This is a genomic window from Actinokineospora sp. NPDC051303 (assembly GCF_055586285.1).
Window position 1 is genome coordinate 148,677 of record NZ_JBVJIN010000012.1, and the last position, 18,557, is coordinate 167,233.

General features: G+C 68.4%; 15 protein-coding genes, 1 tRNA gene and 1 pseudogene. 11 read left to right on the forward strand and 6 right to left on the reverse strand.

The genetic code is table 11. The features are described 5' to 3' along the window. The first annotated feature begins 8 nt into the window (after positions 1–8). The 3 genes from ACZ6SD_RS12520 to ACZ6SD_RS12530 all read left to right on the forward strand — a co-directional run bounded on the left by ACZ6SD_RS12520 (position 9) and on the right by ACZ6SD_RS12530 (position 3,414). Positions 9–1,160 (forward strand): amidase domain-containing protein, encoded by a 1,152-nt coding sequence (locus ACZ6SD_RS12520; protein ID WP_465317026.1) that lies wholly within the window; start codon positions 9–11, stop codon positions 1,158–1,160. A 492-nt stretch (positions 1,161–1,652) separates the two neighbouring features. Next, positions 1,653–2,297: a transposase family protein gene (locus tag ACZ6SD_RS12525; protein ID WP_465317027.1), complete on the forward strand. Its 645-nt coding sequence runs from the start codon at positions 1,653–1,655 to the stop codon at positions 2,295–2,297. Positions 2,298–2,922: 625 nt separating this feature from the next. Continuing rightward, positions 2,923–3,414 carry a hypothetical protein gene (locus tag ACZ6SD_RS12530; protein WP_465317028.1) on the forward strand — a complete coding sequence of 164 codons (492 nt, stop codon included), beginning with the start codon at positions 2,923–2,925 and terminating at the stop codon, positions 3,412–3,414. Positions 3,415–3,862: 448 nt separating this feature from the next. Here ACZ6SD_RS12530 and ACZ6SD_RS12535 read toward each other — a convergent pair whose 3' ends face one another. After that, positions 3,863–5,194 carry a phenylacetate--CoA ligase family protein gene (locus ACZ6SD_RS12535; RefSeq protein ID WP_465317029.1) on the reverse strand — a complete coding sequence of 444 codons (1,332 nt, stop codon included), beginning with the start codon at positions 5,192–5,194 and terminating at the stop codon, positions 3,863–3,865. A gap of 125 nt (positions 5,195–5,319) precedes the next feature. On the opposite strand from ACZ6SD_RS12535, the gene ACZ6SD_RS12540 reads away from it, so the two are divergent. Further along, a tRNA-Ala gene (locus tag ACZ6SD_RS12540) sits at positions 5,320–5,392 on the forward strand. On the opposite strand, the gene ACZ6SD_RS12545 is transcribed toward ACZ6SD_RS12540, so the two are convergent. Next, positions 5,346–7,136: a recombinase family protein gene (locus tag ACZ6SD_RS12545; protein ID WP_465317049.1), complete on the reverse strand. Its 1,791-nt coding sequence runs from the start codon at positions 7,134–7,136 to the stop codon at positions 5,346–5,348. The two genes, ACZ6SD_RS12540 and ACZ6SD_RS12545, sit on opposite strands and share 47 nt — an antisense overlap. A 912-nt stretch (positions 7,137–8,048) precedes the next feature. Further along, positions 8,049–8,369, reverse strand: a complete 321-nt coding sequence (locus tag ACZ6SD_RS12550; protein ID WP_465317030.1) for a hypothetical protein — start codon at positions 8,367–8,369, stop codon at positions 8,049–8,051. 646 nt (positions 8,370–9,015) lie between these two features. Here ACZ6SD_RS12550 and ACZ6SD_RS12555 point away from each other — a divergent pair. After that, positions 9,016–9,294, forward strand: coding sequence for a helix-turn-helix domain-containing protein (locus tag ACZ6SD_RS12555; RefSeq protein ID WP_465317031.1), 279 nt, complete (start codon positions 9,016–9,018; stop codon positions 9,292–9,294). 457 nt (positions 9,295–9,751) lie between these two features. After that, positions 9,752–10,336, forward strand: a complete 585-nt coding sequence (locus tag ACZ6SD_RS12560; protein WP_465317032.1) for a hypothetical protein — start codon at positions 9,752–9,754, stop codon at positions 10,334–10,336. A gap of 29 nt (positions 10,337–10,365) precedes the next feature. Here ACZ6SD_RS12560 and ACZ6SD_RS12565 read toward each other — a convergent pair whose 3' ends face one another. Genes ACZ6SD_RS12565 through ACZ6SD_RS12575 form a run of 3 tightly spaced genes read right to left on the reverse strand, consistent with a single transcriptional unit; the run spans position 10,366 to position 13,062 of the window. After that, complete coding sequence (locus ACZ6SD_RS12565; RefSeq protein ID WP_465317033.1) at positions 10,366–11,151, reverse strand: recombinase family protein; 786 nt, start codon at positions 11,149–11,151, stop codon at positions 10,366–10,368. Further along, positions 11,148–12,086 carry a DNA methyltransferase gene (locus ACZ6SD_RS12570; RefSeq protein WP_465317034.1) on the reverse strand — a complete coding sequence of 313 codons (939 nt, stop codon included), beginning with the start codon at positions 12,084–12,086 and terminating at the stop codon, positions 11,148–11,150. Before ACZ6SD_RS12570 ends, ACZ6SD_RS12565 begins: the two co-directional genes overlap by 4 nt. Beyond that, entirely contained in the window at positions 12,079–13,062 is a 984-nt protein-coding gene (locus tag ACZ6SD_RS12575) for a hypothetical protein (protein ID WP_465317035.1), read from the reverse strand. The genes ACZ6SD_RS12570 and ACZ6SD_RS12575 overlap by 8 nt, the downstream gene beginning before the upstream one ends. Positions 13,063–13,603: 541 nt before the next feature. Here ACZ6SD_RS12575 and ACZ6SD_RS12580 point away from each other — a divergent pair. The 5 genes and pseudogenes from ACZ6SD_RS12580 to ACZ6SD_RS12600 all read left to right on the forward strand — a co-directional run. Continuing rightward, positions 13,604–14,581: a hypothetical protein gene (locus tag ACZ6SD_RS12580; RefSeq protein WP_465317036.1), complete on the forward strand. Its 978-nt coding sequence runs from the start codon at positions 13,604–13,606 to the stop codon at positions 14,579–14,581. A gap of 182 nt (positions 14,582–14,763) precedes the next feature. After that, positions 14,764–15,060, forward strand: a complete 297-nt coding sequence (locus ACZ6SD_RS12585; protein WP_465317037.1) for a pilin — start codon at positions 14,764–14,766, stop codon at positions 15,058–15,060. Positions 15,061–15,062: 2 nt separating this feature from the next. Then, positions 15,063–17,123: a hypothetical protein gene (locus ACZ6SD_RS12590; RefSeq protein ID WP_465317038.1), complete on the forward strand. Its 2,061-nt coding sequence runs from the start codon at positions 15,063–15,065 to the stop codon at positions 17,121–17,123. Continuing rightward, entirely contained in the window at positions 17,120–18,343 is a 1,224-nt protein-coding gene (locus ACZ6SD_RS12595; protein ID WP_465317039.1) for a PrgI family protein, read from the forward strand. Before ACZ6SD_RS12590 ends, ACZ6SD_RS12595 begins: the two co-directional genes overlap by 4 nt. Continuing rightward, a pseudogene (locus ACZ6SD_RS12600) lies at positions 18,343–18,557 on the forward strand (conjugal transfer protein TraC); the annotation flags it as partial. The gene ACZ6SD_RS12595 and the pseudogene ACZ6SD_RS12600, both read left to right, overlap by 1 nt.

Genomic DNA, 18,557 nt, shown 5'->3' on the forward strand with positions numbered 1-18,557 from the left:
GTAGACGTATGGGTCTGGTGGTCGCGGCCACCACGGTGATGACGACAAGCCTAGGTTTGGTGGAGGCTGAGGCTGGCCAAGGGCTATCCGGAGCACAGGCGCAAGCTCTGGTCTCCGAATACCTCGAGGCACGGGCAGCCGTGGTCGCGGGAACACCGATGGCGCGAGAGATCACCGATCTACCGCTGTCACCCCAACTACGCAGCCGGGTCCGGGCCGAGGCCGAGGTTATGCGCGCCCAGCGCGCCGCTTTCGTCAAGTCACCATCACGCGGCCATATCTCGGCCGATGTCAAGGTTACGGTCGACGCCGTGGCGCCGAGATCGAATGAGCGGGTCGAGGTGCGCGCGACCGAGGTCACCAACCTCCACTTCGGACACAAAAATCCGGAAGCGCCGCCGTACGAGGGATACCGGCTGCGTCACACGTTCGTGTTCGCCTCGACCGGAGGGCGGTGGGTCATGGAGATGGCAACCCCTGACCACCAGGCAGGCCCACCGCCGCCGACGTTCCCGGACCTGACACCCCAGTCTTCGGCAAACCGGGTGACGTCGCTGTCCGACGTGCCGCCGCACTCGAGCATTCAGCGTGGGGCGGTCGGGCAGGACCCGGTGCAGCGGACCGCCAACGCGTACAACTATCAAGCGATGTATGCGTATGCCAGCACCTACTGGGACAACTACAACCCCGAGTTCCACGAGTACGGCAACGACTGCACGAACTTCGTCTCGCAGATCATGCAGGCTGGTGGCTGGTATGAGGAACAGGGCCTTCCTGATCCCGATCCGCGCGACGATCCGCGTGCCTGGTATTATCGCGACCTATACATCGCGTCAAGTCACAGTTGGGCGGGTGCCGCCAACTTCGGGGAGTACGCGCAACTGTCCGGTCGCACCAACCTGCTGCCGCACGTCGACCAACTTTACGTGTCGGACATCTTACAGGTCGATTGGGATCACCCAGGCGAACCCGACGTGGACCCCGCTGAACCGCCGAATAACATCGACCACAGCATGATTGTGACTGGCCGAATCGGTAACGGCGATCATGCAGAGGAGATCTACCTTACTTACCACTCGAATGACCAGTGGGGCCGCCCGTTCTTCGGGTCGATGCTGCAGGTGGTGAACGACGGCATCTGGTACGCCAGAAGGACCTAGTAGATGGGCGTATCGGGAAACCCGGCAGTCCCGGCGCGCGATCGCACCTGAAACCAACCTCCATGACTGGTCACCAAGTACGCTGCTGACCTGTCCCCCGACTCCGATTCCCGCCCGCCCAGCCCCGCCGAGCGCCGTGCTCTGATCGAGGGTCTCACCGCCCTACGTGACGAAACCGAAGCTCAAGGCCAGCTGCGGACCGGGCGGGAATCGGCTTGAGTGACTCCCCACCGATCCGCCACCAGCTGCCGCTACACCCCGAGGGTTATTCAGAAGTCGATCATGCCCTTGAGTAGGGCAACAGCCCCGCCGGTAGGGTCGTGTCCTTCCACAGAAACGATCTTTGGCGGGGCTGTTGCGGTATCAAAGTACTACCGGTCTTGAATCATGATCAGATCCGGGATCTGGTGGCTCGGGTTCATGACCGGTTGGGGCCCGGCCCGGTGCGGGGGCGGAGACCGGTGTCGGGGGTTGTTCCGGTCGGTGGTGGCGGTGTTGGTGTTGTTGCGGTCGAACATGTCCCAGGCGCTGGCCGGTGACCTGCTGGGAGTCTCGCAGCCCACGGTGTCGCGGGTGTTCCGCCGCCTGGCCGCGGTGATCCGCGCGGTGCTCGATGAGCATGTGCCGACACTGGGCGAGGTGGTCGAGGGCAGGGTCGTGATCGTGGACGGCACCCTGGTCCCGACCTGGGAATGGGCCGCCCAACAGGGCAACTACTCCGGCAAGCACCACCGCACAGGGGTCTCGGTGCAGGTCCTGTCCGACCTCGGTGGCAGCCTGCTCGCGGTCTCGACCCCGCTGCCGGGGCGCACCCACGACCTGACCGCGTTCGCCGAAACCGGGTGGGAACACGCCCTGACCGAGGTCGACGTGCTCGGGGACAAGGCGTATCACGCCTCCCACGTGGTGACCCCGGTCCGCAAAGAGCGGGGGCGACCGTGGAACCCGGTGCAACGCGAGGCCAACAAAGCCCACTCCCGACTACGGGTACCGGTGGAACGGTGCATCGCGCACCTGAAGAACTGGAAAATCCTGGCCACCGGCTACCGAGGCCGCCTCGCCGAGCTCCCCGAGGTGATCGCCACCATCACCGCCCTCGAGTTCTACCGCCTGGGCTGGACACCACGTTATGAATAACCCTCCCCATACAGCAAGCACCAAACCGCGAAGCGCCAAACCGGCCAGAGCGACACCGTGAGAACTACATTGATCCGGCTACTCCCCATGTCGCAGTTGGCATCATACGTTCGTCAGATAATCCGAACAGCCGCCAACACTCCCATTGCTCAGCAGACCTCCTCACAGAAGGACCCGGTACTGGGAGTAGTCCCTTACTCGAGCACCGGCACCGATGTCTGCCGATAGATCGCCAGTGGGCCGGGCACAGATATAGCGTCAGCCCTTCAGGAGTCGTGTACCGGCACAGCACGCTCCAGAATCGCTTGAAGTCCAGTTCCACCAGCAGCGCCTCCAGCGCCCGAAAGTCTGCCTCAGTGACCGCACGACGAGTCGGGCGTTCCTCGGCTTCGACGTCGAACTGATCGTCATTGGTCCAGCTTCGCGGGTGACTGCGCAGCCAACTCCTTCATGCCACGCGTTCACTCTGCTCGGCCGCGCGAAAACCGAAACCGGGCGCGATCACCCCCGGAGCCGACCTCCACAACACGCTCACTGCCTACGCCGCGAGCCTGTCCCCAGACGGCGACTACCGGCCGCCGAGCGCGGGCGAGACCTCGACCACCCCGTCCACCTGCTGGTCGAGGTGCCGCACCCCAACTACGACCTGCGCACCGAGGAGGTCGGGCTCGCCCTGTGGCGGGCCGCCCCCGGTGCGCTGCTGGCCGTCTCGGGCACCCACCGCGCGGTCGGCAACGGCGCGGGCGACGTGGCCCACCGGACCGACTCGATGTTCCACGCGGTGGCCGTCGACCAGGCGAACCGCGGCGTCGCGCAGATCCAACTGCACGGCTTCGACAACGACAGCCTCCCCGACACCGATGTCGTCGTCTCCACCGGCACGGACACCCCGGGCGCCACCGCGAAGGCGACGGCGGACCGGCTCGCCGACGCGGGCCTGACGGTCTGCAGGCCGTGGAAAACCGACTGCGGCAAGCTCGAAGGCACCCGAAACAAGCAAGGCATCCTGGCCGCGGAAACCGATTCCCTGTTCCTCCATGTCGAAATGAGCCGCACCGTCCGCGATTCCCGTGAGAAAAGCGCGGCTGTCGTCACCGCCCTAGCCGCGACCCGGTGACCATTTCTCCGGCCGGGTCCATTCATTCCACCATCTGACGGAAACTCTCGAAACAACGCTTCCACCATTTTCATCCACATCGGACAGTGGCGCTTCAGACCCTTGGCTCGTGCCACGCGGTGGTGGATGATTCCCCCGGGTGGCGAAAACTTCCGGAGCAGAGCCAAGTCGCCGCGCACACGGTGACCCGCGTGTGTCCACATCAGCCGTTCCCGACCGATCCGGCGACCACCCGCGTGGGCGGCACCCCGCACGCGACGCATCGTCTCGCCGATCGCCACCGCCATCACCGGCTTCGCACCCATCGCGGCGCGGAACCGACAAATCGACTTCCGCGCTCCGCCGTCATTCTTGCGCCACCCCGGTTCAGCACACCGGTTGTCGCGGTGACAAAGACCGGCGCGGGAGTCAGAGCAGGCCAGCGGGTCGGGCGGCGCCCGCGCGGGGCTCAGCTCAGGCCGGGCAGCGGGGCGTCTCCCTCGGACCAGCGGACCAGGCGGCGCGCCTTGCCCGCCTCGGTCCTGGGCACGCTGCCCGGCGCGAGCACCCGCACGTCGCACCCGAGCCCCAGGCGTTCCCGCAGGGCCAGGACCAGATCGGCCCGGAGGGTGTCGGCGTCGACTCCCTCCGCCACCGGTTCCACCGCCACGCGCAGCTCGGCCCGTGCCGCCACTCTGCGGTCCTCCACCACCAGGTAATGCGGGCTTACCCGGTCGTCGGCAAGCAGCACCGCCTCGACTTCGGTGGGGAACAGGTTCACGCCGCGGATCACCAGCATGTCGTCCGTGCGGCCCAGCACCTTCGACATGCGCCGCAACGTCCGCGGGGAGCCCGGCGCTGGCCCGGTCAGGGTGGCCACGTCCCCGGTCCGGTAGCGCAGCAACGGCATCCCGGTCTTGGTCAACGTCGTGAACACCAGCTCACCGGGCGTCCCGTCCGGCACCGGGTTCCCATCGGCGTCCACACACTCCGGGTAGAAGTGGTCCTCGGCGACGTTCAACAGCCCCCCGGAGTCCAGTGACTCACACGCCACCCCCGGCCCGATGATCTCCGAGAGCCCGTAGATGTCCAGCGCCCGAATCCCCAGCAGCCGCTCGATCTGCTCCCGCATGGCGCCCGTCCATGGCTCCGCCCCGTGCAGCCCCACCCGCAGACTCGTCGGCTCCACCCCCGCGGCGGCCATCGCCTCCCCAAGGTGAATCGCGTACGAGGGCGTGCAGGCGAGCACATCGGCCCGCACATCCTGAATCAGCCGAACCTGCCGCCCAGTCATCCCACCCGAAACCGGCACAACCGTCGCCCCCAACCGAACCGCCCCGTGGTGAACCCCCATCCCACCCGTGAACAACCCATACCCATACGCGTTATGCACCACACTGCGCCGCGTCACCCCGGCCCCACCCAACGCCCGAGCCATCACCTCCCCCCAAACCTCCAGGTCACCCACGGTGTACGGCACCAACACAACCCGCCCACCCGTCCCCGACGACCCATGGACACACACCACGTCCGCCGCGTCCACGGCCCGCAACCCGTCCGGGTAGTGGTCCCACAGATCCCGCTTACCGACCGTCGGCAACCGTCCCAGATCGTCCAAGTCCACGTCGGACCCCGCCCGCACCCCGAGGTCCCGCAACCGCCCGGCCTGCAACCCCCCAGCCCCCAACAACCGGTCGACCAACGCCCGAAGCCGCTGTCGCTGCAGGTCACGCCGCAACTCCGGCGCCATGCCCTCGGCCACGGCATCCACCATCGGCACCCCGTCGTCCACCGCTGTCACACCTGCCGGTCTAACACCCCCACCCACCCTCCGGGAAGCACCGACCCCCCGGTTTTTGTCCTGCGGACCCCGTGATGTAACGTATGCGCAGCACACCGGGGGCCACCCCGGAAAGTGTCTGACCTGGGGCTGTGGCGCAGCTGGTAGCGCATCACACTGGCAGTGTGAGGGTCAGGGGTTCGAGTCCCCTCAGCTCCACCCTAGGGGTCTTACTAGAACAAGTGCCTGAATGAAGGCCACGAAGTAGGACCGCGACGCCTGAAGGCGAGCAAGGACCACCCGCAATGCGGGTGGTCCTTTCGTTTGTGTTCTCCGCGCTGGTTGCTGCGGTCCGCTGATCTTGGATGGCGTGCAGCTCGCCGAAGGGCTCACGGAGCTCACCGTCTGTGATCTTGTCGTCCTCGATGTAGAGGGCGTGGAAGATCGCCTGGTTGAGTAGGCGCCGCTGTTGGTCGTTGCAGCGTCGGTACAGCTGGTCGGGCTGTTCGAGGAGGGCAAGGCCAGCGTTGACGAGCTGGGCGCTGTCGGTGAGGTCGGCGTTGGCCGTGTCCAGGCGCTCCTCCAGCCGGCGGCGCTCGCGTGCGATGTCGCGCAGCTTCTCCTTGACCTTGGTCCGAGGCAGCGTGCTGTCGGCAGCGAGGTCGATCAAGTTCTCCTCCTTCGTGTCGAGTTCCTTGAGCTGTGCGGTGATCTGCTTGCGCAGCAGGCGGGCGGACTTTTCCTGCTCGCCGAGCACAGCATCGATCTGGTCGCGCATGTCAGCGATGAACGGCTGGCTGAAGCGAATCGCGGAGTAGTGGCGCTCAACCGCGTCCTCGACGAGCGTGACGTTGACGTGAGGTGCTTGGCACAGCCCCTTCTGCCTGCCGCGGCAGAAGAAGTACAGGTACTCCGCGCCCTTCGAGTTGATGGTCCGTTGAATGATCATCCGCCGCTTGATGCCGTCGCGTTGGCAGCGTCCACAGAAGAGCGATCCCTTGAGGTAGTGGTGGTGCACGCGACGGCGTTCTTGTGCCGTCATGCGAGATTCGAGGATCTCCTGGACTATGTCGAAGAGGTCCTCGTCGATGAGCGGCTCGTGCCGCCCCTGGATTTCTTCGCCGTCGTACTCGACGTATCCGAGGTAGTAGCGATCCCGCAGCATTTGCGAAATCTTGTTCTCGGACACCTTCTTAGCTGGGTGTCGCCGGGTGGCCCTGGTGCGTAGGCCGCGGTCGTACAGTTCGTCAGCCAACTCTTCTTGCGTGTAGTCGCCGGTGGCGAAGAGTTCGAAGCCCAGCTGGACAAAGGGCGCTCGTTCGGGATCGACGATGATCGTGCGGATCACGCGGCCGTCGGAGTGGTCGATGTGGTTGAGGTAGCCGAGTTTTGCGCGGCCAAGGGTGCCGCCATTGCGGGCTTTCTGGCCCATCTTGTAGGCGATGTCGGCACCGGACTGGCGGGATTGGTACTCGTTGAACGTGGCCAGGATGCCGTGCATCAGCTGGCCGACCGGGGTGTCGTCGATGGCCTCGGTGGCGGAGACCAGGGTGACGCCGCGCTTGCGCAGGTCCGCCATGACGATCGCGTCGTCGTAGCGGTTCCGCGCCATGCGCGAGAGCTGGTAGATGACGATGACGTCGACGTCGCCCTGGCTGCGGACCCGCGCGAGCATCTGTTGGAATGCTTCGCGTTTGGTCATCTCTGTTCCCGAGCGTCCGGGTTCGACGTACTCGTCGATGACCGTGACGCCCAGTTCCCGCGCCTTGCGCAAGCACGCTTCCCGTTGGGCCGGAATGGAGATGCCTTCCGGGTTGTAGTCGGTCCGGACTTGCCCGGTCGAGGACACGCGCAGGTAGATCACTGCGCGAGTGCTGGGGGCAATGTCCTCCATCGGCGGCTGGATGGGGATGGTGACGTCCTGCTGCAGTTCATCGATGAAGTCGGCATAAGCGCTGGTCATGACACCTCCTTCTGAGGGCGGCCTGGACGGAGGACCGTGCAGCCGGGGAGTGGGTCCTGGCGGCTGGATCGCGCGCTCCCGGCGAGCGGCGAATTATCGGGCGGGTTGCTGCGTCTCACCGGCTGCGGAACCGCGCGAGCATGCCTCGGAACAGTTGGCGTTTTCGGCCGTCGCCAGAAACGAGCGTCTGGGTCGACGTACTCGTCGATGAGCGAGAAGCCCAGTTCGCTGGCCTTGCGCAGACATGCCTCACGCTGAGCCATGACGCTGTGCTCGCTCTCGGCCCGTTCGGGTGAGGCCATGCGTATGTAGATCACCGCTCGGGCGCTGGTAGCTGGGGCATTCGACGGTCGCTGCACGGGGACGGGACAGCCTTGCTGACGTTCGTTGTCCGCGCTGGCGTAGGCGCTGGTCATGACACCTCGTTGTGGGTCGTTCGGATCGGATGGTGTTGTTCGGCGGAGTAGGCCGGGCGGGATTGCGGCTAGCCCGCGAGCGGCGACTCGTCGCCGGATCGCTGCTCGTGACGAAGACGGTCGCGTCGATCAGCGACTGCCCCCGTCTGCTCGATCTCCGCGACGGCAGTCACCACACGCACGAGAAGGAGGCCGTGCGCGGTCTCCGTGTCGAGGGCGGGATCAGCGGCCGAGGCGACCCCACACCTCGGGACGTCAGCTCGCTGAGAACGAAGGCGAGATGCTGCGTCTAGGTCTGCAGGTGGTCGCTTTCGCGGAGCGTGGGCCACCGCTGGTAGAGGCCGACGTGTACCGGCCGTCGAGTCCGCGGGTGTGTGTCGCGACGACTGCAGGGATCGCAAGTGACAGGCGGCATTTGTGCTGGACCTTCCCTTTCGAGTCATTGGCGAGCGGCTTGGATCTGCTGCGTTTGTTGCGTAAGCGCGAATGCGCGGCGTCATGCCGCGTCGCGGCGGTGATCGCGGTGGCTGGCGTCCGCAGTGCCCGGCTCGGCGGGCAGCGTTTGCTCGCTGGCTTCGGCCTGCGCCAGGTCTGCCGCGAGGCTGGCGACCACCCGCGCGAGCTTGCGCACGTCGGGGGGATCGCGGCGAACACCGCGCACCACCACGTTGCGCACAGCTCTGCTCGCGCCAACGCGCCGTCGGGGTTGCCTGCTCGGTTCGCTGATGGGGCTTCCCTGCTGCTCCTGGTCGGCCGGAGCAGGAACGTCGGCGCAGTTGTTGTCGGGCTGATCGGGGTTGCGAGGTTGAGCGCACATGAGCGCCCCCTTCGTGCCCGTGAAGCCCGCGGCTGGCGGAGGTTCACGGGGCTGCTGGTTGGCGACAGGAACCGTCGACACAGCGGGCACTCCCAGCTGCCGACACCTGCGGTCGCCGATCCGCGCGAAGCGGGTTTCGCGGCGACGCGGGCACGCACCATGACGTGCGTTGAATGAGCTGGGACCGCCGAAGCTGTCACAACCAACGGGCCTCTACTCCCCGCATGCGTCCGTGTGGGGCCGGCGCTCGTGGCCGTGCTGGACTCTTGCCGTTCGGTAGGACTGTGTGCCTTGCCGAACTGGTGCTGGGTCACCTCGTCAGCGCGAGATGGGCGGTCGACGCGAGTCCAGAAGAGCACTACCGGCGCTGGCCGCGGACTGCGGCGCGTCGGCATGGCGATGAACGTGATGGGCGCCGAAGCATCTCCTCTCTCTCGAACCGGGGACAGGTCTGCCATTAAACTAAGGTAACACCTGAATAGATCTAGCGCAGCGTTAATATATCAATGGTTACCTGTCGATCGGTGTGTGTCTGCTGAACACGCCGGACGTGCGGCGGCCAGCCTTCGTCGCCATCCGGGACACTGAGCGTCGGTTGGCGAAGGCGCGAAGCGCCTCGGAGTGACAAGCATGGGGACGGCGGCGGGTGCAGATCGAGTGGCGGCTGCGGAAGGTCATGGCCTCCCGCGACGTCTGGACCGCGACCCAGCTGCGCGAACTCCTCATCCAGCGCGCCGGGTTCGAACTGTCCCTCCAGTCGGTTGACGTGCTGATCAAGAAGCAGCCGGTCCAGGTGAAGGTGGCGACCTTGCAGGCGCTGTGCACGACGCTGCGGTGCACGCCCAACGAGCTGTTCGGAATCGACACGCCACGCGAGGTCTCGCTCGTCGAACGGGACACCACAGAGTCCCGCGACGAGCAGTGAGCCCGCTGCGGCGAACGCGGCGACGGCCATCACACGGCCCTCCCCAATACCTGCGGGGACACGCTGTCCGCAAACAGTCCTGCCGAACCCAGCGTGGTTCGAATCAGCCGATACCAGCTGAGCGCGAAGCGCGGACAGTCCGCCGGGGACTCCGAAGATGAGGAAGTGGTGTGCGTGCGCGGCTGGCTGGATGTCAGCATGGTGGCCATGACGAAGCGTGCGATGTCCAAGGAGGGCGAGGAAGAGGCTCGACGGCTGGTGGAGTCGGTGCGCGGCGTGCCGGTAACCCTTTGGGGACGAAGGTGGTGGTCACGGTTCCAGGTACGACTTCAACATCGGCCAGGACGGCGCGCTGGAGGTAACCAGCCTGGCTGATGAAGGCGCGGAGGTCGTGTTGAGGCGTGCCAGCCACGCAACGACATCGAGGCCCTCGTCTCGGTTGACCAGGACCTGGCAGGTGATGGTCGACATGCCGAACAACTTCGGACTGACGGAGCGGAACACCGAGTTCCGCGGGCTGGCTGACCGGATCGAAGACCAACTCGTGGAGATGGAGCGCCGGGGCGAGTCGGAGATGAGTCGTTGGTCTTCTCGTGTCCAGAGCCTCTGCGATGATCCGTCGTGCCCGTTTCAGGGCCTGGCGCGGTTGAGGGTGGTCTCGGCCACCGCGTTCGACGTGCAGGGCCTGCGTCCGCCGGAGATCTTCATGTCTCTGGCTCATGGACAGGTGTGCCATGGCCCCAACGATCTGCCGGAAGCGATCGAGCAGTGCCTGGCGGACAAGCCGGACAACTGGCGAAAGCTGCAAGTACCCGGCAAGGCTGATCGGCAGGTCTTCTTCTGGGCCCGGCAGAGCCGGTGGAGTGCGCTGCGCGCGTTGCGGATGGACGACGAGTTGCCAACCGTGCCCCGGACGTGGAGAAGTGCGGGATCACCGGTGTGTGGGTGGGCATCCTCGGGCGGTGGGGCAAAGGCACTGTTTTGGTCGGTGACCACCAACTGGGTTCGCGTGCAGATAGATGAGAACGCTGAGTCGGCGTAAGGCGACGGCGAGGGTCCACCGATGGGAGGTCATGCCGCGCTCAGCGGGCAGTCGGCCGCGCCGAACGGACCTTCAGCAGCGCCGGGTTGGGCGCGGTGGAAGGTGCGTTCGTCAACCAGTGGCTCGTGCACCTTGGGTGCCGAGGTGACCCACTGCTCCATCGGTGCTGGCCGTCCGGCAATGGTGCGTGCCCAGACCTGACGCCCGGTGTACTTGACGTTGGTGACGATCCGCCGGACGGCCTTGGCGGTCCACCGCCCATTGGGCACGGATGCCGGGTACTGGCGCGGGTCGCTGTTGAGTCGTGCGGCGATGACGGCGAGCGTCAGGCCGTGGTCGGCGCGCCAGATGAAGATCTGCTTGACGACCGCGGCGGTCTGCCAGTCCGGGACGAGGACCGTTCGCAGTTTGCTGTGTCCGCTGGGGTCGGTGACCCGGATGCGCAGGGCGCGGTAGCCGTAGGGCGGCGGACCGATCTGGTAGCCGGCGCGGACGAGTTCGACCATCGCGGCGCGGGCGCGGCGGGTGGTCTCGGCGTGGTGCGCGGCGAGCGCGGCCCACTGGATGCGGTTGCCGTGGGCATCGACCAGTACGTCGTCACCGGACTGGTCATCCGCTCGTGCTTCGGGGTGGACGGAGGCGGCGCCCGACTGGTTTGTCCACAGGTTTGCCCACAGGCGGGACCACCATGGTGGACGCGTCTCGACCGCCAGTGTGCCGGTGCAACCGTGGCGTGCGGCGGCGCGAAGTGCAGCGCGCTTGCGTCGGAATTCGGGGTGCCAGCCGCACTCGCGGCAGTACAGGCGGGTGGTCATGCCGCTCGCCTCCAGCCGGGGTACTCAACGCCGTTGACGGCGGGCCGGATGACGTCGTCCTCGGTCGGACACGGGATGCCTGCTGCCGCCGCGGCGGCGAGTTCGACGTCGTGGGCGAGCCCGAAGACGAGCACTTCGTGGTGCGCGGTGAGCGCGGTCGGCGCGCAGGCGGCACTTGCTCGGGCGGCGGCACGACGTTCGGTGAGTGAGGTGCGGGTGATGAGTCGGTTGCCGCGCAGTTCGGCGGTCAGCGCGATGCAGCGGTCGACCGGCGCCAGCCTGGCTGCGGTGGCGGCGGCGATGAGCGGGATGGTCAGGTCCACCAGTGCGCCGTCCGGGTTCCGGTGGGGGCGCGCGACGATGACGAGGTGTCCGCCGGAGCGCAGCAGCGGCTCGCAGTGGAGCAGTGTCGTGGCGAGGTTGGAGATGGCGGACTCGATCGGGTCGTGGTCCGGACTGCTGTCTCTGTCCGCGGTGCGCAGGGTGGTCAGGACGAGTCCGACTCGCCCGATCAGCCCGGCGGCCTGGACGGTCGCGAGCACCTTGGGGCGGGCGTCGAGGACCGAGCCGTCGGGCCAGGCGCCCGCGGTTTTGGCGGTGGTGATGTTGGCGCGGGCGAGGGTCCACCACCGGTTGCGGGTGGTGAGTCCGAGCGTGTGGCGGCCGGTGCGCAGTGCCGCGGTCAGGACGGTGCCCGCGCCGCAGTCGGGGTCGAGGACGAGGTCGCCGGGGCGGGTGTAGGTGGTGATCGCGTGGGCGGCGAGGTCGGGCGGAACTCGGTCGGTGTCGGTCTCGGTGCCGGGCACACACCCGGCGTCGCGTAGCTGGGCGAGCGGGTCGCGTTGTCCGGTCTGCCAGACCGACAGAGGCGGGATCGGCGGCTCCTTCCCCGGCGGCAGGGGGAGTGGCCAAGGCGACGTGGGGTGGTCAGTCACCGGAGGTCTCCTTCCTGTCGGCGGCGTCGCTCGGGGCTGATTGGTGGTTGGTGAACACGAAGAGGTCGTCGTGCACCTGGGTGTGCCGAATGGGCGTCGCGGGCGGTCGTGCCGGACCCTGCGTCGCTGGTGTCGGATCAGCGAGCGCGCCGTCGCGGACGGGGACACGCAGCAGGGTGATGCGGTCGAGGTAGCGCAGTCCGGCGCGGCGCGCGGCGCGCACCAGCGAGCTGGCGGGGTCGGTGAGCCGATCACGGGAGCGGTCACTGTGGGTGATGACGGCGAGGACGCCGGTCGGGGTGAGCAGACCGGCCCAGTCGGTGGGGCGGAACCGGTCGAGAGCGTGCGGATCGGCCGCGGTGATGACGAGGTCGTAGCGGTCCGGACCACCGTCGATCGTGTCCGAGTCCGGTCCACGATGGCGATGTGCCGACGGCCCGGCGGCCTGCTTGGTGGTCGGACTGTCGGCGTTCGGTCGGGGTCCGGACTCGGACTCGACTGCCGCGGCACCGGCGAGTTCGTCGACCGGGTCAGGGTGCGCGACGGTGGTCTGGGTGTGGACGCCGCGGCCGAGTCGGACCACGGTCCAGCCCGCTTCGTGTAGTCCGGCGTACGGGCCGGGCCGGGACTGGTCGCGGCCCCCGGTCGGCGACCACGATGAGGGTGCGGCGACGTAAGGGGCGGGGGCGAGCAGCAGCACCCGCTGGCCGGGCTGGGTGTAGGTGGTGACGGTCTTGACGACCGCGGTCAGCAGCCAGGCGGCGAGCAGTCCGGCGCCCTCGCGCAGGTCGTCCTGGGCGCATGGCCAGACGGTGCTCGGCCGGGCGGAACGCGGGCGGCGCCGTGTGGGGCGCAGGGTGCGCAGGCGCGGTGTTCGCCGCCTCTGGTGTTGCTGGATCGGGATGGTCGGGTGGTCGGTCGGGCCGTGCTCCGGGGAGCCGTCTCCTTGGGAGTCGTTGCCGTGTGTCGGGGTCATCGCGGGTCTCCTCCGACGAGGTGGGTGCCGTGCGTTCGGACACCCCTGAACTCCGTATTCAGACCCTGTTTTGGACACGCCCCGTCAATTTCCTTGCACCGCGCCGACGCTGGTCAATGATGACTCGACGCGACTCGGACTGTTCCGCCAAAGCTGTGACCAATGGACAGTCTTGTCGGTCATCCCGTGCCGCCGTGAGCCGCTCCCGGGCCAGTCGCGGCCAGATTTTCCAAGATTTTTCCGGCGGCGACATGTGGATCTTGTCGCCGGTCCGTATCGGAGCTCACAGTGACTACTAGGGCCGTACTAGCCAACGACTAGAACCGCAGCTCGGAGGCTACTAGGGTCGATCAACACTCCTAGGCCACAAGGCCCGACCGTTGATCTTGACTCGACGCGCTGGCAAGGTGAAATAGTAGTCCGCTAGTAGCCTCGCCGCGGTTCGCTAGTCGGCGGTTAGTAGTGGCGTGGTATTTCCGTGGTATCGGTGCTGGCTTCCTGGTGTCGTTGTTGTTCGCATCGACGCCGTGGGAGTCATGACATGGCAGTGCACTCTGTTTTTCGTCGCGGTGGCGACAACGTTGCCCCGAACTCGTTGGATATCGCGCGGGACACGTTCACCTGGCTGGTGACCGGGCCGCATCCGGTGTCGCTGAACGGCAGGCTCTTCCCAGGCCTGCCGGACCGGCATATCCCGTTGGACGAGGTCCGCGACCGGCTGCTGGCGCGCCGGTGCCCGCAGGCCACGCGGGACGCGGTGTGGGCGCACCTGGTGCTGCGCTCCCGCACGGAAGGAGCGACGTGGACGGTCGCCGCGGTCGGAGTCGCGCTGCCCGCGCTGACCTCGGTCGCGGCCACCCTGTCGGATCGGTTCGCCGGTGATCCGGCCGATGTCCACGCCGAGGTGGTGCGCGGCTTTCTGGCCGCGTTGTCGACCATCGATCTGCGTCGGCCGCGGATCATGCTGCGGCTGCGGTGGGCCGCGTACCGGGCCGGGTACGGCGCGCTCGTCGAGGAGCTGTCGGGTCCGACTCCGGTCGCGTCGGGCTTTCGCTCGACCCCGCCGCACGCGCCGTGGGGGCACCCGGATCTGGTCCTCGCCCGAGCTGTCGCGGACGGTGTTCTGACCCGGACCGAGGCCGCGCTGATCGGTGCGACCCGGTTGGAAGAGGTGTCCGTCGCGGATTGGGCCGCGGCGCATCAGAGCAGTGAGTGGGCGGTCTACAAGGCGCGCAAACGCGCCGAGCTCCGGCTGGCCGCGTACCTGCGCGAGGCTGCCGCGGAGACCGATCCGACCGACCCGTTGACCGACCGAGTGGCCACCGCAGTGGCCCTGGCGCGCCCGGTCACGTCCGACCGCGACCTGCCGCGGTCGTCACTGTCCGTGTCCGCCGGTGAGGTCGAATCGGGGCGGAAAGCGCGGGGTCGCGTGTCCAAAACGGGCACGGAATCCGGAGTTCAGGGCTGCGGGACACACCCGCGCTCCGCCCGATCCTCGGAGGTGCCCTCATGCGCCTGATCGATCGTTTCCCGACCGCCCGGCTCCGCTCCCGAGTCCGCGGTCGTCGCCTCTCACCAGCCGGCCCGAGCACGCCGACGCGCGCTGTCGCCGCGGGGCCGACGCATGCTTCTTGTCGCCGGTCTCAGCGGCGGGCGGCCCACCGAACGTGGCGAGGGCTGCTGCCGGCCGTGTGGTTCGCGGTGTTGGTGCTCGTGCTGACCGCCTCCTCGGCGCACGCCGACACGGTGGTCGTCGCGCTCGCGGACTCGGTGGGCACCGTTCTGAACAATCTCCGCAACTGGATCATGGGGATTCTCGCGGGTCTGGCGACGGTGTTCCTGACCATCGGCGGTGTCCGCTACGTGATGGGCGGCGGGGACCCCGGTGAGGTCGAGAAGGCCAAGACCTCGTTCAAGTCCGCGGGGTGGGGCTACGGGTTGGCGGCGCTGGCGCCGCTGGTCGTGGAAATCCTCAAAGGAATCGTGGGGGCTCCCTAGCCATGGCCACAAGCACCCCGCCCCCGGTTCGCCCGCACCGCCGGTCCGGCGGCCCGGTCGCGCTTGCCGCCGTCGGACCGGCTGGCGCGGACCGGGCGACGCTCTCCCGGGTCTCGGACCGGCCGTCGGCTGGTCGGTCGCGGCGCTGGCACGCGGGCTGGGCGCTGGCGCTGGGCATGGTCGTGCTCCTGGTCGGTGCCCTCGCGGCCGGGGCTTGGGCGGCGCCCGCCGCGGCTGCGCAATCCCCGCCGCCGATCCCGACGGTGGAACCCTGCGCGCCGGACTCGCCGCTGCCGGTCTGCCAACTGCCCGCCCCCACCACGACCACACCGCCTGCCCTGCCACTGCCGATTCCGACCGGGGCGCCCGCGCCGACGACGTGCAGCCTTCCCGGCCAAGTCGACTGCACCCCGCCGTCACCCGCGCCGACGTCCGCACCGTGCGCGGGTGAGGACTGCATCCCGCACCCACCCCCGGCGCCGCCGCCGAGCACGGGTCCGCAACCGCCCGGTGGAGGTGACGATGGCGGCGGTGCGGAGTGCGGAATCACCGACATCGGCGCGTGTGTCGCCGAGGCCATCAATGCGGCGTTCCGGAGCATTGTCGATGCCGCGCTCTCGCCGATCCTGGAGCTGATCGGCCACACCGCGTTGTCCACCCCGGAGATCGGTGACCTGCCCGGCATCGGGGATCTGTGGGACAGCTCGTGGGAGATCGTGGTCGCCGCCTACGGGCTGCTCGTCCTCGTCGGCGGCATCGTCGTGATGGGCCACGAGAGCGTCCAGGCACGGTATTCGATCAAAGAGATCGGCCCGAGAATCCCGATCGCGTTCCTGGCCTCGGCCCTGTCGTTGTTCTTCACCGACAAGCTCATCCGGCTGGCCAACGGCCTGACCCTGGGCATCCTCGGCAACGGGGTCGACGCCCCCTCACTGGGCGGCACCCTCACCGAAGCCGTCGTCGGCGTCCAGACCGGTGGGCTGTTCATCATCCTGGTCGGCCTCGTCCTCGTCGTGCTGGGCTTGGGGCTGCTGGTGGTCTATGTGGTCCGGATCGTCATCACCCTGGTCCTGATCACCAGCGGGCCACTGTTCCTGATGTTCCACGCCCTGCCGCACACCGACCCGCTGGCCCGCTGGTGGTGGAAAGCGATCACCGCGGTACTCGCGATCCAGGTCGCCCAAGCCCTGGTGCTGATCACCTCGGTGCGCACGTTCCTCTCCGGCGGCGTGCACCTGTTCGGCTCCACCCTGTCCGCGCTCGGCACGCTGGTCGCGGCGATCGCGTTGTTCTTCATCCTGTTCAAGATCCCGTTCTGGCTGTTGAAGGCGGTCAAGGTCAGCTCGGGCCGCTCGTTCCTGGGCGGCTTGGCCCGCGCCTACATCGCGGCGAAGACCTTCGGCATGGTCGCGGGCAAGACCGGCGCGATCGGCAAGTCCGGCGCCGCCGCCGCGACCAAGACCCGTGGAGGCGGCGGCAACGGTCGGGGCGGCGGAAACAGGTCCGCGGACCCGCCGTGGCCCACGCAGCCGCGCCTGGCGCCCACTCCGGACATGGTCGCCAAGCGACTCAAAGCGGCCCATGACGCCGAGCGCGCCCGCGCGGCCCGCCGGTCGCGGCTGCCCTCGCAGGCACCGCGGTTCCTGCAACCCGGACCCCAGCAGAGCACCCACGATCCCGCCGTCACCCCGGCGAACCAGGGACCCGCCATGCCTCCTGAGTTCAGTTCCGCACCCACGCCAGCCGCGCCGATCTCACCGCCGCGGCCGGTATCGGCGCCGCAGTTCCAAGCCGCCGGAGGGCCGCGTCGACGCGGCGCCACTCCGCCACCGGTCCGCCCGATCCGCACCGCGTCGGTGCCCCCGCAGTTGCAGTTCCGGCCTGCCACGCCGCCCGCACCGCAGCCGTCGTCGCCACCCAAGCCGACGTCCGCGCCTGCCGCGCCGGTGTTCCGGCAACCGACGCCGGAGCCGCGGATTGGCGATGCCTACCGGCGCACGCAGTCGGTTCCGCCGCCGGTGTTCCGCGCGCCGAAACCCGCTCCAGGAGGTGAAGGGAAATGAGTCAGCCGGTAAGGATTCCCGCCGACGTCGATCGTGAGGACCGGGTGATTGGGCCGCTGACCGCGCGGCAGCTGTTCATCCTCGCCGTGACCGGGATCGTGCTGTACGGCACGTACACGCTCACTCGCGAGGCCGTCCCGCTGGTGGTGTTCCTGATCGTCGCCGTCCCGATCGGGGTGACCGCGGCGTTCCTCGCGCTGGGTCAGCGCGACGGCATCACCCTCGACCGGTTGGTGCTGGCGGCGCTGCGGCAGCGGATGAGCCCACGGCACCGGGTGGCCGCGCCGGAGGGCATCCGCCCGGCCCCCGAGTGGTTGGGCAGCCAGGTCACGAACACCGGCAGCAAGGGCCGCGCCAAGGGAAGGGACGCTGGGGACGGCGCGGTGTCGGCGGTCTCGCCTGCCGCGCTGCGGCTGCCCGCCGAGGCGGTCACCGACACCGGTGTCATCGACCTCGGCAAGGACGGTCTCGCCGTGGTCGCGGTGTGCTCCACGATCAACTTCGGGCTGCGCACCCCGGCCGAGCAGGAGTCCCTGGTCGCCTCCTTCGGGCGATACCTGCACTCGCTGACCGCGCCGGTGCAGGTGCTGGTGCGGGCGGAACGACTGGACCTGTCCGGGCAGATCGCCGAGCTTCGCGACCAGGCCGGTGGGCTGCCGCACCCGGCGCTGGAACAGGCGGCGCGCGAGCACGCCGAGTACCTCGACCAACTCGGCCGCGCCACCGACTTGCTGCGCCGCCAAGTCCTGCTGATCCTGCGCGAACCACTGCTCACCACGGGCCCGACCGACGGGCTCGGCGGCGCCTCGCCGCTGGCCGCACTGTCGGCGAGACGCAGGGCCGCCAAGCAGGCCGGGCTGGTCGACGACGCCACCCGCCGCGCCGCCGAGGCCCGACTGATCCGCAGGCTCGGCGAGGCGGTCGAGCTGCTCTCCCCCTGGGGAATCACCGTCGTCCCACTCGATGCAGGACAGGCCACAGCGGTGCTCGCCGCGGCCTGCAACCCCGACAACCTGATCCCGCCGAACTCCGGTCTCGCCGCCTCGGACGAGGTCATCACCACCGCCCCGGACGAGAACTGGAACGACACCGCGTTCGGCCGCGCCGCCTACCCCACCGACGACGAGTTCGGCGAGGCCGAGGACGCCTGGGACGACGGCTTCGACGACACCGCCGAGGACCCCGACGACTACACCAACTCCGCGGGGAGGTACCGCTGATGAAGACCAAGGACAAGCGCTGCGGCCGGAAGACCCAGCGCGTGCAGCCGCCGCTCGGGCGGGCCAGCGCGTTCACCCCGGACGCCATCTCCGTCCGTCCTCGTGCGCTGGAAGTCGGTGGCGAATGGGTCGCCAGCTTCGCCGTCGTCGGCTACCCCCGCGAGGTCCACCCCGGGTGGCTGCAGCCGCTGCTGACCTACCCCGGCAGGGTCGA